General features: G+C 73.1%; 14 protein-coding genes. 3 read left to right on the top strand and 11 right to left on the bottom strand.

Annotated features, from left to right (window positions below; translation table 11 throughout):
* Positions 1-96 precede the first annotated feature (96 nt).
* Positions 97-1,569, top strand: coding sequence for an NAD-dependent malic enzyme (locus tag BDZ31_RS17810; RefSeq protein WP_183343705.1), 1,473 nt, complete (start codon positions 97-99; stop codon positions 1,567-1,569).
* Positions 1,570-1,657: 88 nt separating this feature from the next.
* Positions 1,658-2,569 carry a TIGR01777 family oxidoreductase gene (locus BDZ31_RS17805; RefSeq protein WP_183343704.1) on the top strand — a complete coding sequence of 304 codons (912 nt, stop codon included), beginning with the start codon at positions 1,658-1,660 and terminating at the stop codon, positions 2,567-2,569.
* A 5-nt stretch (positions 2,570-2,574) separates the two neighbouring features.
* Here the strand turns inward: BDZ31_RS17805 and BDZ31_RS17800 are convergent, their stop codons facing one another.
* Entirely contained in the window at positions 2,575-3,858 is a 1,284-nt protein-coding gene (locus BDZ31_RS17800) for a branched-chain amino acid ABC transporter substrate-binding protein (protein ID WP_183343703.1), read from the bottom strand.
* Positions 3,859-3,977: 119 nt separating this feature from the next.
* Here BDZ31_RS17800 and BDZ31_RS17795 point away from each other — a divergent pair, with 119 nt between their 5' ends.
* On the top strand, positions 3,978-5,015 hold the full coding sequence (locus tag BDZ31_RS17795) for a 6-phosphofructokinase (protein ID WP_183343702.1): 1,038 nt from the start codon (positions 3,978-3,980) through the stop codon (positions 5,013-5,015).
* Positions 5,016-5,187: 172 nt separating this feature from the next.
* Here the strand turns inward: BDZ31_RS17795 and BDZ31_RS17790 are convergent, their stop codons facing one another.
* The 10 genes from BDZ31_RS17790 to hisIE form a co-directional block, all read right to left on the bottom strand.
* Entirely contained in the window at positions 5,188-5,391 is a 204-nt protein-coding gene (locus BDZ31_RS17790) for a hypothetical protein (protein ID WP_183343701.1), read from the bottom strand.
* 15 nt (positions 5,392-5,406) lie between these two features.
* The gene (gene trpA / locus BDZ31_RS17785; protein ID WP_183343700.1) at positions 5,407-6,207 is read right to left on the bottom strand and encodes a tryptophan synthase subunit alpha; all 801 of its coding nucleotides are present in this window, start codon (positions 6,205-6,207) and stop codon (positions 5,407-5,409) included.
* Complete coding sequence (trpB, locus tag BDZ31_RS17780; protein ID WP_183343699.1) at positions 6,204-7,400, bottom strand: tryptophan synthase subunit beta; 1,197 nt, start codon at positions 7,398-7,400, stop codon at positions 6,204-6,206. Before trpB ends, trpA begins: the two co-directional genes overlap by 4 nt.
* Positions 7,397-8,053 (bottom strand): phosphoribosylanthranilate isomerase, encoded by a 657-nt coding sequence (locus BDZ31_RS17775; RefSeq protein WP_183343698.1) that lies wholly within the window; start codon positions 8,051-8,053, stop codon positions 7,397-7,399. Before BDZ31_RS17775 ends, trpB begins: the two co-directional genes overlap by 4 nt.
* A gap of 81 nt (positions 8,054-8,134) precedes the next feature.
* Positions 8,135-9,304 carry a S1C family serine protease gene (locus tag BDZ31_RS17770; protein ID WP_183343697.1) on the bottom strand — a complete coding sequence of 390 codons (1,170 nt, stop codon included), beginning with the start codon at positions 9,302-9,304 and terminating at the stop codon, positions 8,135-8,137.
* A gap of 45 nt (positions 9,305-9,349) precedes the next feature.
* A complete protein-coding gene (trpC, locus tag BDZ31_RS17765) occupies positions 9,350-10,144 on the bottom strand; it encodes an indole-3-glycerol phosphate synthase TrpC (RefSeq protein ID WP_183343696.1) in 795 nt (264 codons plus the stop codon).
* Entirely contained in the window at positions 10,141-11,175 is a 1,035-nt protein-coding gene (trpD, locus tag BDZ31_RS17760) for an anthranilate phosphoribosyltransferase (RefSeq protein WP_183343695.1), read from the bottom strand. Before trpD ends, trpC begins: the two co-directional genes overlap by 4 nt.
* Positions 11,175-11,771 carry an anthranilate synthase component II gene (locus BDZ31_RS17755; protein ID WP_183343694.1) on the bottom strand — a complete coding sequence of 199 codons (597 nt, stop codon included), beginning with the start codon at positions 11,769-11,771 and terminating at the stop codon, positions 11,175-11,177. Before BDZ31_RS17755 ends, trpD begins: the two co-directional genes overlap by 1 nt.
* Entirely contained in the window at positions 11,771-13,246 is a 1,476-nt protein-coding gene (gene trpE, locus BDZ31_RS17750) for an anthranilate synthase component I (RefSeq protein WP_183343693.1), read from the bottom strand. Before trpE ends, BDZ31_RS17755 begins: the two co-directional genes overlap by 1 nt.
* Positions 13,243-13,848 (bottom strand): bifunctional phosphoribosyl-AMP cyclohydrolase/phosphoribosyl-ATP diphosphatase HisIE, encoded by a 606-nt coding sequence (gene hisIE, locus BDZ31_RS17745; protein WP_183343692.1) that lies wholly within the window; start codon positions 13,846-13,848, stop codon positions 13,243-13,245. The genes trpE and hisIE overlap by 4 nt, the downstream gene beginning before the upstream one ends.
* Between the last annotated feature and the right edge of the window lie 29 nt (positions 13,849-13,877).

Genomic DNA, 13,877 nt, shown 5'->3' with positions numbered 1-13,877 from the left:
GAAACCGGCGACCCGTTCGTTCCGCCCTGCGGAAACCGCAACCCGAATGACGGTATGATCTTCGCCGTCATTTCCACGATGGAGGCCATTGCACCCATGCCGACCTCGCCGAGCGCCCAGTTCTCCCTCACGATCCGCGTCCAGATCGCGGACCGTCCCGGGATGCTCGGACGCGTAGCCACGGCGATCGGCGACGCCGGCGGGACGATCGGCGCGATCGACATCGTCGCGGTCGAGGACGACCACGCGGTGCGCGACATCACGGCGATCTGCTCCGAGGAGTCGGAGTGGGCCGGGATCGTCGCGGCGATCGAGGGGGTCGACGGCACGCGCGTGCTCGACACGACCGACCGCACCTTCCAGATGCACCTTGGCGGCAAGATCGAGCTGCACTCGAAGTCGCCGCTGAAGACCCGCGACGACCTCTCGATGGCGTACACGCCGGGCGTCGCGCGCGTCTGCGAGGCGATCGCGGAGGATCCCGACAAGGCCTTCCAGTACACGATCAAGCGCAACACCGTGGCGGTCGTCTCCGACGGCACCGCGGTGCTCGGCCTCGGCGACATCGGCCCGGCCGCGGCGATGCCGGTGATGGAGGGCAAGGCCGTCCTCTTCAAGGAGTTCGCGGAGGTCGACGCCTTCCCGATCTGCCTCGACACGACCGACCCCGACGAGATCGTCTCGATCGTGAAGGCGCTCGCCCCCACCTTCGGCGGCATCAACCTCGAGGACATCTCCGCGCCGCGCTGCTTCGAGATCGAGGACCGGCTCGCCGCCGAGCTCGACATCCCCGTCTTCCACGACGACCAGCACGGCACCGCCGTCGTCACGCTCGCCGCGCTGATCAACGCCGCGAAGCTGACCGGGCGGAAGCTGAGCGAGATGCGCGTGCTCGTCACCGGCCTCGGCGCCGCCGGCGTCGCGGTCACGAGAATCCTCCAGTCGGCCGGCGTCACCGAGATCGTCGGCTGCGACTCCAAGGGCGCCGTCCACGTCGACCGCGCCGACTACCTCGACGGCACGATGAACGCGGTCAAGCGCTGGTACGCCGAGCAGACCAACCCCGAGCGGCTGTCCGGCCGGCCCGGGGACGTGATCGACGGGATGGACCTGTTCGTCGGCGTCTCCGGCGCGCGGGTGATGCCGGCCGAGGCGCTCGCGCGGATGAACCGCGACGCGATCGTCTTCGCGATGGCCAACCCCAACCCCGAGGTGACGCCCGAGGAGGCGGCGCCGTTCGTGCGGGTGATGGCGACCGGCCGCTCCGACTACCCCAACCAGATCAACAACGTGCTCTGCTTCCCGGGGATCTTCCGCGGCGCGCTCGACGTGCGCGCGCCGCAGATCACCGAGGCGATGAAGCAGGCGGCCGCGCAGGCGATCGCCGACATCGTCCCCGAAGAGGAGCTGCGCGAGGACTACATCGTCCCGTCGGTCTTCAACCGCGACGTCGCGCCGGCCGTCGCCGAGGCGGTCAAGCGGGCGGCGCGCGCCGACGGCGAGGCGGCCGTCGCGGGCACCGAGGTCGGCTACGCGCCGACCGACGAGCTGCACGTCGCGGCGGGCTGAGAGCGCCCGCGACAGGGCGCCGCGGTTTCGCGGCGCCCCGCGCGTCGTACCCTCCACGCAACGGGAACCGGCGAGGACGGAGGACGCGATGCGCGTGACGGTGACGGGAGCGACGGGGCTGATCGGCTCCGAGCTGGTCGCGGCCCTGACGGCCCGCGGCGACGAGGTGACCGTCCTCACGCGCGACCCGGGGCGGGCGCGCGAGCGCCTCGGCGCGGCGGTCGAGGCGGTCGCGTGGGACCCGCTCGCCGGGCCGGCGCCCGCCGCCGCTATCGCCGGCCGCGACGGCGTCGTCCACCTCGCCGGCGAGCCGGTCGCGCAGCGCTGGAGCGACGACGCGAAGCGCCGGATCCGCGACAGCCGCGAGCGCGGCACCGCCCACCTCGTCGAGGGGCTGGCAGCGGCCGAGCCGCGGCCGGCGGTGCTCGTCTCGGCATCCGGGGTCGGCTACTACGGCCCGCGCGGCGACGAGCAGGTCGACGAGGCGACCGCGCCCGGCAGCGACTTCCTCGCCGGCGTCTGCGTCGCCTGGGAGCGGGCCGCGACGGCGGCCGAGCGCCACGGCGTGCGCGTCGCGCTGGTGCGGACCGGGGTCGTGCTCGACGCCCGCGGCGGCGCGCTGGCGAAGATGCTGCCGCCGTTCAAGCTCGGCGTCGGCGGGCCGGTCGCCGGCGGGCGGCAGTGGATGCCGTGGATCGCGCTCGACGACCTCGTCGGCCTCTACCTCGCCGCGCTCGACGGCGGAGCGGCGTGGAGCGGACCGCTCAACGGCAGCGCGCCGGAGCCGGTCACCAACGCCGACTTCTCCAGGGCGCTCGGCCGCGCGCTGCGCCGGCCGGCGGTCGCGCCGGTCCCGCGCCTGGCGCTGAAGCTCCTCTACGGCGAGATGGAGCAGATCGTGACGACCGGCCAGCGGGCCGTGCCGCGGCGTCCGCTGGAGCTCGGCCACGCCTTCCGCCACCCCGGCCTCGACGAGGCGCTGCGGGTCGCGCTGGGCTGAGCCCCTCAGGCGTCGAGGCGGTGGACGTAGCGCAGCTCCCCGCCGATCACCCGGTAGGCGCCGTAGCGGTGGAGCGTCGTGTCGCCGTTGGCGCGGAACTCGTAGTCGCCGAGGACCGTCCCCTCGCGTCTGAGCGCGCGGAAGGCCCTGACGACGTCGGCGCGGTCGAGCGGCTGCTCGCCGGCCTGCTCGGCAGCGTCCTCGATCGCTGCGAGGATCGCCGACATCGCCTCGTAGCCGTAGAGCGCCTCCGTCGTCGGGCGCGTGCCGTGGCGCTTCACGTAGGCGCGGACGAAGCGGGCGGCCGGCTCCGGGTAGGAGCGCAGGCCGACGAACGGGCGCGTCACGTAGGTCGCCCCGCCGGCCGCCCCGATCGCGTCGATGAACGGGCCGTCGACGAGCGAGCCGGGCGCGAACAGCTTCACCGTCGGCGCGGCGACCGACAGGTCCTGCCACAGCCGGATCGCGCCCTCGTGCGCCGCGCCGCCGTAGAAGACGGCGTCGGCGCGCGCCTCCTCGATCTTCTCGATCAGGTCGCGCGGATCTCTCTGATGGGGGTCGACGTCCTCGCGTCCGGCGACCGCGATCCCCCATCTGCGCGCGTGGTTTCTCAGCGTCATCGCGTAGCCGAGCCCGGTCGGGTCCTCGTCGCTGAGCACCATCAGGCGTCTGACGCCCTGCCGGCGCATGTAGTCGAGCAGCGCCGCGGCCTGCGTCTGGTCGCCTGGGACGAGGCGCTTGAAGGTGCGGCCGTAATCCTCCGCCTTGGGGTAGTACTTCCCCGGCGAGTCGGGCACCGACAGCGTTCTCTGCGTCAGCGCCATCGCCGAGTCGATCGGGCTGACCTGGAGGATGCCGGCCTCGTTCAGCAGCGGCACCGAGATCGCCGAGGAGCCGGTGTGGAACTCGCCGACGTAGGCGACGGCGGCCGGGTCCTTCGCGGCCGTGCGCGCGTTCTCGGAGATCTGCGCCGGGTCCCAGCGGTCGGCCTCCTTGGTCGCCGCGTCGAGCGAGACCAGTCTGACGCGGTAGTCGCCGACGCGCCCGCCGGCCTCCGCGAGCGCGATCCGCTCGCCGCGCAGCACGTCGAGCGCGGCCTGTCGGTCGGGCCCTTCGAGCGGCATCGAGCTGTAGACCCTCAGCTCGGTTCCGCTGACGGCGCTGCGCGCCGGGTCCTCCCCGCCGCAGCCGGCCAGCACGACCGCGACGACCGCGAGGACCAGCGCGGCGAGCGCGCGCGCGCCGCGTCGTGGAGCGGGATCGGATCGGTGGAGAGGCTGCGAGACCAAGCGCGCCGGATTGTACGAACGCGCCCGCTTCGGCGCGGTAGTGGCAGCCGCACCCCCCGTTCGTCGGGACCTCATGGGCCGTGTCGACAGCCTCCAGACCACCGGCTACGGTTGGCGCAATGCGAGTCGGAATCCTGACCGCCGGCGGCGACTGCCCCGGCCTCAACGCCGTCATCCGCGCCGCCGCGCGGCGCCTCATGACCCACGGACACGAGGCGATCGGCCTCCGCCGGGGCTATCGCGGGCTCGCCGAGCACGACTGGATCGAGCTGGACCAGCGCAGCGTCTCCGGCATCCTCCACCTCGGCGGGACGATCCTCTCGACCTCGAACTACAACCCGTTCCGCGAGGAGCACGGCGTCGAGAAGGTCTTGAGCCAGCAGACGCAGGACCCGCTCGACGCGGTGATCGCGATCGGCGGCGAGCACACGATGATGATCACCCGGCGGGTGCAGGAGGAGCTGGGGATCCCCGTCGTCGGCGTGCCGAAGACGATCGACAACGACGTCACGCACACCGACTACACCTTCGGCTTCGACACCGCCGTGCAGGTCGCGACCGACGCGATCGACCGCCTCCACACGACCGCGCAGTCGCACGACCGCGTGATGATCCTCGAGGTGATGGGCCGCAACACCGGCTGGATCGCGGTCTACGCGGGCATCGCCGGCGGCGCCGACGCGATCCTGATCCCCGAGCTGGAGCTGACCGTCGAGGAGATCTCGGCGGCGATCGCACGCCGCCACGAGCGCGGCAAGGACTTCTCGATCATCGTCGTCGCCGAGGGCGCGCAGCTCGCGTTCGAGAGCGGCGAGCGGAGACTGATCCGCGCCTCCGAGGACGTCGACCAGTACGGCTACCCGCGCCTCGGCGGGATCGGCGCCGCGCTCGCGCACGAGCTGGAGCAGCGGACCGGTTACGAGACGCGCGTCACCTCGCTCGGGCACGTCCAGCGCGGCGGGACGCCGACGGCGACCGACCGCATGCTGGCGACCCGCTACGGCGCCGCCGCCGCCGACCTCGTGATGGCCGGGGAGACCGGCCGGATGGTCGCGCTCAAGGGCACCGAGATGACGAGCGTCCCGCTGAGCGACGTCGAGGGGATCAAGACGATCGACCTCCGCTACCTCGAGCTGGCGCGAACCTTCTTCGGGTAGCTGGCGACCGCCTGAGCGAACCGCCTCGCAGCGCTGGGCGCCACCCGGCAAGCCTCAAAGGCGCCCAGCCTGATCGGCTCGCCGGGCGGCGCCCAGCATCCACGATCCGGCCGCGCTCAGGCGGCCGGTCGATGTGTGCCGGGGCCCGAAGTCGCCCGGGACGAGCGTTGCTTTACCAGCCGCCCTGGGGCGCGTTCGCGCGGCCCGGGAGGCGTCTTCTGTCGGCGCCCGGGAGGAACTGGCCGAGCGCTCTGATGCCGGCGACGATGAGGACGATCGCGGTGCAGAGCAGCAGACCGTCGAAGCCCGAGATGCCGATCGCCCAGAGGGTGATCCAGAGGCAGAAGGCGGTGGTGGTTGCGATAACGAGAGGCATGGTCGGCGTCGGATGCTATCGCAGCGCGTCGGCCATCGCGCTCACCAGCGCGCGGACCTCGGCGGCGGGGTCGTCGGCCTCCGCGGCCGCCCGCACGAGTCGGCTGCCGACGATCACGCCGGCCGCGCCGGCGTCGGCGGCGGCGGCCGCCTGCGCGGGCGTCCCGATGCCGAAGCCGACGGCGACCGGGACGGTCGTCGACGCCTTCGCGCGCGCCAGCACGCCGCCGAGCCTGTCGTCGAGCGCGACCCGCTCGCCGGTCGTGCCGGTGACCGAGACGGTGTAGAGGAAGCCGCGCGCCCGCTCGCCGATCCGCGCGAACCGCTCGTCCGGGGTCGTCGGGGCGACCAGCGGCACGAGCGCGATCCCGCGCGCGTCGCAGACGCCGAGCAGCTCCGGCCCCTCCTCCAGCGGCAGGTCGGGCACGATCAGACCGCTGATCCCGTGCTCGACCAGCAGCTCGGCGAACGCCTCGAAGCCGCGCACGTAGACGAGGTTGGCGTAGGCCATCAGCACGACCGGCAGCCGCTCCGACAGCGCCCGGCCCACCTCCAGCACGCCCTCCAGCGTCGCGCCGGCGGCGAGCGCCTTGGTGCCGGCGGCGTGGATCACCGGCCCGTCGGCGAGCGGGTCGGAGAACGGCACGCCCAGCTCGACCAGGTCGGCGCCGCCGTCGGCGTACGCCTCGCCGATCGCGCGCGAGCCCTCCAGCGTCGGGAAGCCGCCCATCAGGTACGGCATCAGCGCCGCCCGCTTGCCGCTGTTCGCGAACGCCGCGGCGATCCGCTCGGCGCCCGTCTGGGTCTGCGTGCTCATGCCTGGCCCTCCGCGGCGCCGCCGCCTCCGATCATCTCCAGCGCCTGCGCGAGGTCCTTGTCCCCGCGGCCCGAGAGGCAGACGAGGTCGAGGTCGCTCTCCCCCTCGCTCTTCAGCACCCACGCGAGCGCGTGGGAGGACTCGAGCGCCGGGATGATGCCCTCCAGCCGCGCCAGCCGCTGGAAGGCGGCCAGCGCCTCCGCGTCGGTGACGGCGACGTAGGTGGCGCGGCCGGTGTCGCGCAGCCACGCATGCTCGGGCCCGACGCCCGGGTAGTCGAGGCCGGCCGAGATCGAGTGGGCCTCGAGGATCTGCCCGTCGTCGTCCTGCATCAGCGCCGAGTAGGCGCCGTGGAGGATCCCCGGCTTCGCGTTCTTGGTCAGCGGCGCGCCGTGGCGGGGCGTGTCGAGCCCCTCGCCGGCCGCCTCGACGCCGACCAGCTCGACCGTTCTGTCGCCGGTGAAGGCGGTGAACATCCCGATCGCGTTGGAGCCGCCGCCGACGCAGGCGATCACACGCGCCGGCAGGCGGCCCTCCTTCTGGAGGATCTGCTCGCGCGCCTCGTCGCCGATCACGCGCTGGAGCTCGCGCACGATCGACGGGAAGGGCGAGGGGCCGGCGGCGCTGCCGAGGATGTAGTGGGTCGTGGCGACGTTGGTGACCCAGTCGCGGATCGCGGCCGAGGTCGCCTCCTTCAGCGTGCGCGTGCCGGCGTCGACCGGGGAGACGGTCGCGCCGAGCAGCTTCATCCGCTCGACGTTGGGCTTCTGGCGGCGCATGTCCTCGGTGCCCATGTAGACGACGCACTCGAGGTCGAGCAGCGCGCAGGCGGTCGCGGTCGCGACGCCGTGCTGGCCGGCGCCGGTCTCGGCGATCACGCGCGGCTTGCCCATCCGCTTGCAGAGCAGCGCCTGCCCGAGCGCGTTGTTGATCTTGTGCGCGCCGGTGTGGTTGAGGTCCTCGCGCTTGAGGTAGACCGGGCGGCCGACGACCTCGCTGAGACGCTCGGCGAGGTAGAGCGGCGAGGAGCGCCCGACGTAGTCGGTCAGCAGCTGGCGCAGGCGGCCGGTGTACTCGACGTCCTTGTTGGCGTCGATCCACGCCGCCTCCAGCTCGGCCAGCGCCGGCATCAGCGTCTCGGGAACGTACTGGCCGCCGTAGGGGCCGAAGCGGTGCTCGACGGAGGCGATCATGCGGCGGCTCCCTGCTGCTCGCGGGCGTCGGCGGCTCTGACGGCGGCGCTGAAGGCGTCCATCCGCGCGTGGTCCTTGATCCCCGGCGCGCGCTCGACGCCGCTGGCGACGTCGACCGCGTACGGGTGGGCGGCGGCGATCGCGTCGCCGACGTTGTCCGGCGTCAGGCCGCCGCTCAAGATCACCGGCCGGTCGCGTCTGTGGACGTTCACCAGGTCCCACGCGAACGTCTCCCCCGTCCCGCCCGGCCTGCCGGCGACGTACGCGTCGAGCAGGTGGTAGTCGGTGCGGAAGGCGCGCAGCGCGACGACGTCGGCGCGGTTGCGCACGCGCGCCACCTTGATCACCTTCGCGCCGGTGCGGCGGGCGACCTCGGTGCAGAACGACGGCCCCTCGTCGCCGTGCAGCTGCACGAGCGTGAGACCGATCTCCTCCGCGCGCGCCACGACGTGGTCGAGGTGGGCGTTGACGAAGACGCCCGCGACCTCGGCGCGGCGGTGGAGCGCGGCGCCGATCGCGGCGGCGTCGGCCGGTCTGCAGTAGCGGCCGGAGCCGGGCCAGAGGATCAGCCCCACGGCCCAGGCGTCGAGCGACACGGCGTGCTCGGCGTCTTCCAGTCGGGTGATTCCGCAGTATTTGATCCTGGTGGCCATGCCTCACATCCTAAGTGGTGTCGAGAGGCGGACGGGGCGTCGGCGACGGTCCCGGCGCGCGGCCGGCGAGCGCCGCCGCCGCTACGGCGTCTCGGCGGCGTCCGGGGCGCTTCGCGGCTGGGTGCCGAGGCGCATCGACAGCTGCATCGCCTCGCCGTCGCGCAGCACGCCGAGGCGGATCTCGTCACCCGCTCTGCGATCGGCGATCTCGCCGGTCAGCTGCTCCATCGACGTGAGCGTGCGGCCGTCGATCGAGGTCAGCACGTCGCCGCCCATCAGCACCGAGACGCCGTCGACCTGGCTCTCGATCGAGCCGCCGCGCAGGCCGGCGCGCTCGGCCGGGCTGCCGTCGAGCACGACCTGGACGAGCACGCCGCGTCTGATCTTCGACGGCATCGCGGCCGACAGCTCGGCGCCGATCGTCGTGCCGCGGATGCCGAGGTAGGCGTGGACGACGCTGCCGGTCCGCTTCAGCTCGTCGAGCTTGCTCTTGGCGGTGTCGATCGGGACCGCGAAGCCGATCCCGGTGCTGCCGCCCTCGCGGTCGGTCGCGACCTGCGAGGTGATCCCGATCACGCGCCCCTCGGCGTCGAGCAGCGGCCCGCCGGAGCTGCCGGGGTTGATCGGCGCGTCGGTCTGGATCACGTGCTGGATCGTGAAGCCGTTGGGCGCCGTCAGCTGGCGCTGCAGCGCGGAGACGACGCCGGTCGTGAGCGTGCGCGCCAGTCCGAACGGGTTGCCGATCGCGATCACCGGATCGCCGACGCGCGCGGTCGTCGAGTCGCCGAGCACGAGCGGGTGCAGCTCGACCTCGGCCGGGTCGACCTTCAGCAGCGCGAGGTCGTTGGCGGCGTCGGCGCCGAGCACGCGCGCGGTCACCGTCTCGTCGTCGTCGAAGCTGACGCGGACGGTCCTGGCGTCGCCGACGAGGTGCTGGTTGGTCAGCACGTGCCCGTCGCGGTCGATCACGAAGCCGGTGCCGGAGGCCTCCGAGTCGTGCAGCGACGAGATCGTCGCGCCCGGCGAGGCGTCGTCGGCGCGGACGAAGACGACGCCGGGCGCGTCGCGCTCGTAGATCGCGTGCGCGGTCATCGCGCTCTCGGCGGTCGTGGTGCCGCCGCCCATGCCGGTCTGCTCGATGATCGTCGTCGGGCGATCGCGCCCGACGGCGCCGAAGGCGAGCAGCGCGACCGCGACCACGGTTCCACCGGCGAGCGCAGAGACGAAGGGGGAACGTACGAACGCTCTCATCCGAGCACTCAGTCTCGCCGCGGGCGCTGAACCGGAGCTAAACGATCACGGCTCGTCGCCGTGGCGGGTGAGCGCACGGCAGGCGGACTCGATGTCCTCGGCGCGCATCAGCGCCTCGCCGACCAGCACGGCGTCGACGCCGACGCGCTCGAGCTCGTCGAGCTGCTCGCGGGTCGAGATGCCCGACTCCGAGACGACCGTCTTGCCGGCCGGGATGTCGGCGAGCAGCTCGAAGGTCCGCTGCACGTCGACGGTGAAGTCGGTCAGGTCGCGGTTGTTGATCCCGATCACGTCGGCGTCGATCCGCTCCAGCGCGATCGCCAGCTCGCGCTCGTCGTGGACCTCTACGAGCACGTCGAGGTCGAGCGCGAGCGCCTCGCCGTGGAGCTGCTGCAGCTCCTTCGGGTCGAGCGCGGCGACGATCAGCAGGATCGCGTCGGCACCGACGGCGGCCGACTCGTAGACCTGGTAGGTGTCGACGACGAAGTCCTTGCGCAGCACCGGCAGGCGGGCGGCGGCCTTCGCGGCCTGCAGGTCCTCGAGCGAGCCGCCGAAGTGGTGGTGCTCGGTCAGCACCGACAGCGCCGCGGCGCCGGCGCGCTCGTAGGCGCAGACGACCTCCTCGACGGTCGCGCCCTCGCGGATCGCGCCGGCCGACGGCGAGCGCCGCTTGTGCTCGGCGATCACGGAGATCCCCGGGTGGACGAGCGCCTCGGCGAACGGGCGGTCCTCGCCGCGCCCGAGCAGCGAGCGCTCGAGCTCGGCGAGCGGGACCTCATTCCGACGGTGCTCCACGTCGCGTCGGGTCGAGTCGACGATGCGGTCGAGCACGTTGGTCATGCCGGGGACAGCTCCTGGGTCGCGGTCACGTATCGGTCCAGTGTTTCGCGCGCGGCGCCGCAGTCGATCGCCGCCTCTGCGGCGCGCACGCCAGCCTCGAGGCTCTCGGCGCGTCCGCTGGCGTAGACGCCGGCGCCGGCGTTGAGGACGGCGATGTCGCGCGGCGCGCCGCGCTCGCCGTCGAGGATCGCGCGGGCGATCGCCGCGTTCTCCTCCGGCCCGCCGCCGGTCAGCTCCTCGTAGGAGGCGGCGTCGAGCCCGACGTCGGCGGCCGTGACGGTCCAGTGCGACAGCGCGCCGTCGCGGACCTCGATCACCTGCGTCGGCGCGACCGTCGACAGCTCGTCGAGCCCGTCGTCGGAGGAGACGACGAGCGCGTGCTTGGCGCCGAGCTGCGCGAAGGCGCCCGCGATCGTCTCGTGGTAGCGCCGGTCGCCGACCCCGGTCAGCTGGCGGGTGACGCCGGCCGGGCTCGTCAGCGGGCCGAGGAAGTTCATCACCGTGCGGACGGCCAGCTGTCTGCGGACGGGGATCACGTGGCGCATCGCCGCGTGGTGGTGGGGCGCGAACATGAAGCCGAAGCCGATCTCCTCGACGCAGCGCGCGACCCGCTCGGGCGGCAGGTCGATCCGCGCGCCGAGCGCCTCGAGCACGTCGGCCGCGCCCGACTTGCCCGTCGCCGAGCGGTTGCCGTGCTTGGCGACGGCGCAGCCGGCGCCGGCCGCGATCAGCGCGGCGGTCGTCGAGACGTTGAAGGTCTGTCTGCCGCCGCCGGTGCCGACGACGTCGAGCAGGTCGTCGCGGCCGATCTCGACGTGGGTCGCGAAGGCGCGCATCGTGCGCGCCAGCCCGGTCAGCTCGTCGACCGTCTCGCCCTTCGTGCGCAGCGCGATCAGGACGGCGGCGATCTGGACGTCGTCGGCGTTGCCGCTCCAGATCTCGTTGAGGACGGCCTCGGCCGTCTCCGCGCTCAGGTCCTCGCCCGAGGCGAGCGCGTCGATCGCGCGTGTGAGCAGGTCCCCGGACGGCATCAGGCGGCGGCGGGCTCCGTGCGCGGCAGCGGCCGCGCCCCGAAGAGGAAGTTGCGCAGCAGCTCGTGACCGTGGTCGGTGAGGACCGACTCGGGGTGGAACTGGATCCCCTCGGCCGGCAGCGTCTTGTGGCGCAGCGCCATGATCACGCCGCCGCCGCGGGCCGAGACCTCCAGCGCGTCCGGCAGCCGCTCGTCGACGACGAGCGAGTGGTAGCGCCCGACGGTCAGCGGCGAGGGCAGCCCCGCGAAGACGGTGCGGCCGTCGTGCTCGACCGGCTCGGTCTTGCCGTGGACCGGCTCGTGGCGGATCACCGTGCCGCCGTAGGCCTGCCCGAGCGCCTGATGGCCGAGGCAGACGCCGAGGACCGGGATCCCGGCGGCGGGGAAGCGGCGCAGCACCTCGATCGAGATGCCGGACTCGTCGGGTGTGCACGGGCCGGGCGAGACGATCACGCGATCGTAGCCGCGCAGCAGGAGGTCGTCCACGCTGGCGTGGTCGTTGCGCACGACCTCGACCTCCGCCCCCAGCTCGCCGAGGTACTGGACGAGGTTGTAGGTGAACGAGTCGTAGTTGTCGACGACGAGGACGCGCATCACGGCCACTCCGGTTGGGCTGCCGCGAGCGCGATCGCCTGGCGCACCGCGCGCGCCTTCGCCTCCGACTCGCGGAACTCGTAGTCGGGCTTCGCGTCGGCGACGGTGCCGCCGCCGGCCTGCACGTGCGCGACGCCGTCCTTGACGACGACGGTGCGGATGTGGATGCAGGTGTCGAGGTCGCCCGTGTAGGAGAGGTAGCCGATCGCGCCGCCGTAGCCGCCGCGCTTGACCGGCTCCAGCTCGTCGATGATCTGCATCGCACGGACCTTCGGCGCGCCCGAGAGCGTGCCGGCCGGCAGCAGCGAGCGCAGCGCGTCGAGCGGGCCGATCCCCGCGCGCAGCTTGCCCGAGACGCGCGAGACGATGTGCATCACGTGCGAGTAGTGCTCGATCTCCATGTAGCCGTCGACGCTGACGGTGCCGTACTCGCTGACGCGGCCGACGTCGTTGCGGGCGAGGTCGACGAGCATCACGTGCTCTGCCCGCTCCTTCTCGTCGGCGAGCAGCTCCCTCGCCAGCCGCGCGTCCTCCTCGGCGTCGGCGCCGCGCGGGCGGGTGCCGGCGATCGGACGGGTGCGGACGATCCCGTCGCCGACGGTCAGCAGCGGCTCGGGGCTGGCGCCGGCGATCTCGAAGTCGCCGAAGTCGAGGAAGTACATGTACGGGCTGGGGTTGACCGCCCGCAGGCCGCGGAAGATCGAGAACGCCTCCATCCCGACCCGCGCCGACCAGCGCTGCGAGGGGACGACCTGGTAGGCGTCGCCGGCGTGGATGTACTCGACGATCCGCTCGACCATCCCCTCGAACCGCTCGCGCGGCATGTTGCTCTGGAAGTCGACGGCGCGGTCGGCCTCGCGCGCCGGCGGCCGGTCGGGCCGCGGGACCGGCCCCGACAGCTTCCAGCGCACCTCCTCGATCGCCTCGACGGCGGCGGCGTAGGCGGCGTCGAGGTCGTCGGCCTCGGCGTCGACGTTGGCGAGCACGTGCAGCTCGTGCCTGAGGTGGTCGAAGGCGACGATCACGTCGGTCAGCATCAGCGCCAGGTCGGGCAGGCCGACCGGGTCGGGGTTCGGCTCGCCGAGCGGCTCGACGGTCCGCACGAGGTCGTAGCCGAACATCCCGACGGCGCCGCCCGAGAACGGCGGCAGGCCGGGGGTCTGCGCCTGTCTGGCGCGCGCGACCGCGTCGGCCGCGAGCGCGTACGGGTCGCCGTCGTCGCCGAGCGACCAGCGCAGCACCTGCCGCGGGCGGAAGCCGATGAACGACCAGCGGCCCATGCGGCCGTGCTCGGCCGACTCGAGCAGGAACGACGGGCCCTCGCCACGCAGCTTCAGGTAGGCGGAGACGGGCGTCTCGATGTCGTCGACGAAGGTGTGGCGCAGCGGCACCAGCGTGTGGTCGCGCGCCAGCTCTCGCACCTCGTCGAGCGACGGCGTCACGCGCAGGCCGGTCGTGTGGGTCGAGGAGCTCATCGACTGCGCTCGTCCAGCACGCGCTCGGCGTCGGCGAGCGTCAGCCCGCGCGTGCGCAGCAGCACGGTGAGGTGGTAGATCACGTCGGCGGCCTCGTTGGCGACCCGCTCGTCGCTCTCCTCGCGGACGGCGCGGACGACCTCCTCGGCCTCCTCCTCGACCTTGGCGCCGGCCAGCGCCGGGTCGGCGAGCAGCTTCGCCGTCCACGAGCCGTCGGGCCGCTCGCTCGCGCGCGCGGCGATCGTCCGCTCCAGTCTCGGCAGCACCTCGTAGGGCGCGCCGGTGTCGACCTCGCCGTTGAAGAAGCAGGTCCGCTCGCCGGTGTGGCAGGCGGGGCCGGCCGGCTCGACGAGCGCGACGATCGCGTCGCGGTCACAGTCGGCGCGCAGCGCGCGCACCTTCTGCGTGTTGCCCGAGGTCGCGCCCTTGTGCCACAGCTCGCCGCGCGAGCGGCTCCAGAAATGGATCTCTCCGGTTTCCTGCGTCTTGCGAAGGGCCTCTGCGTTCATGTACGCGAGCGTGAGGACCTCGCCGGTGCGCCAATCCTGCATCACGCACGGAACGAGGCCCCTGTCGTCGAACGCGATGTCTAGATCGGGCATCGGTCGAGGGATTGTACGTCGCCTGACGG

It is taken from the genome of Conexibacter arvalis (assembly GCF_014199525.1).
GTDB classification, from domain to species: domain Bacteria; phylum Actinomycetota; class Thermoleophilia; order Solirubrobacterales; family Solirubrobacteraceae; genus Conexibacter; species Conexibacter arvalis.
The sequence above is the reverse complement of the archived record's forward strand: the minus strand, read 5'-3'. Positions and strand labels throughout refer to the sequence as shown.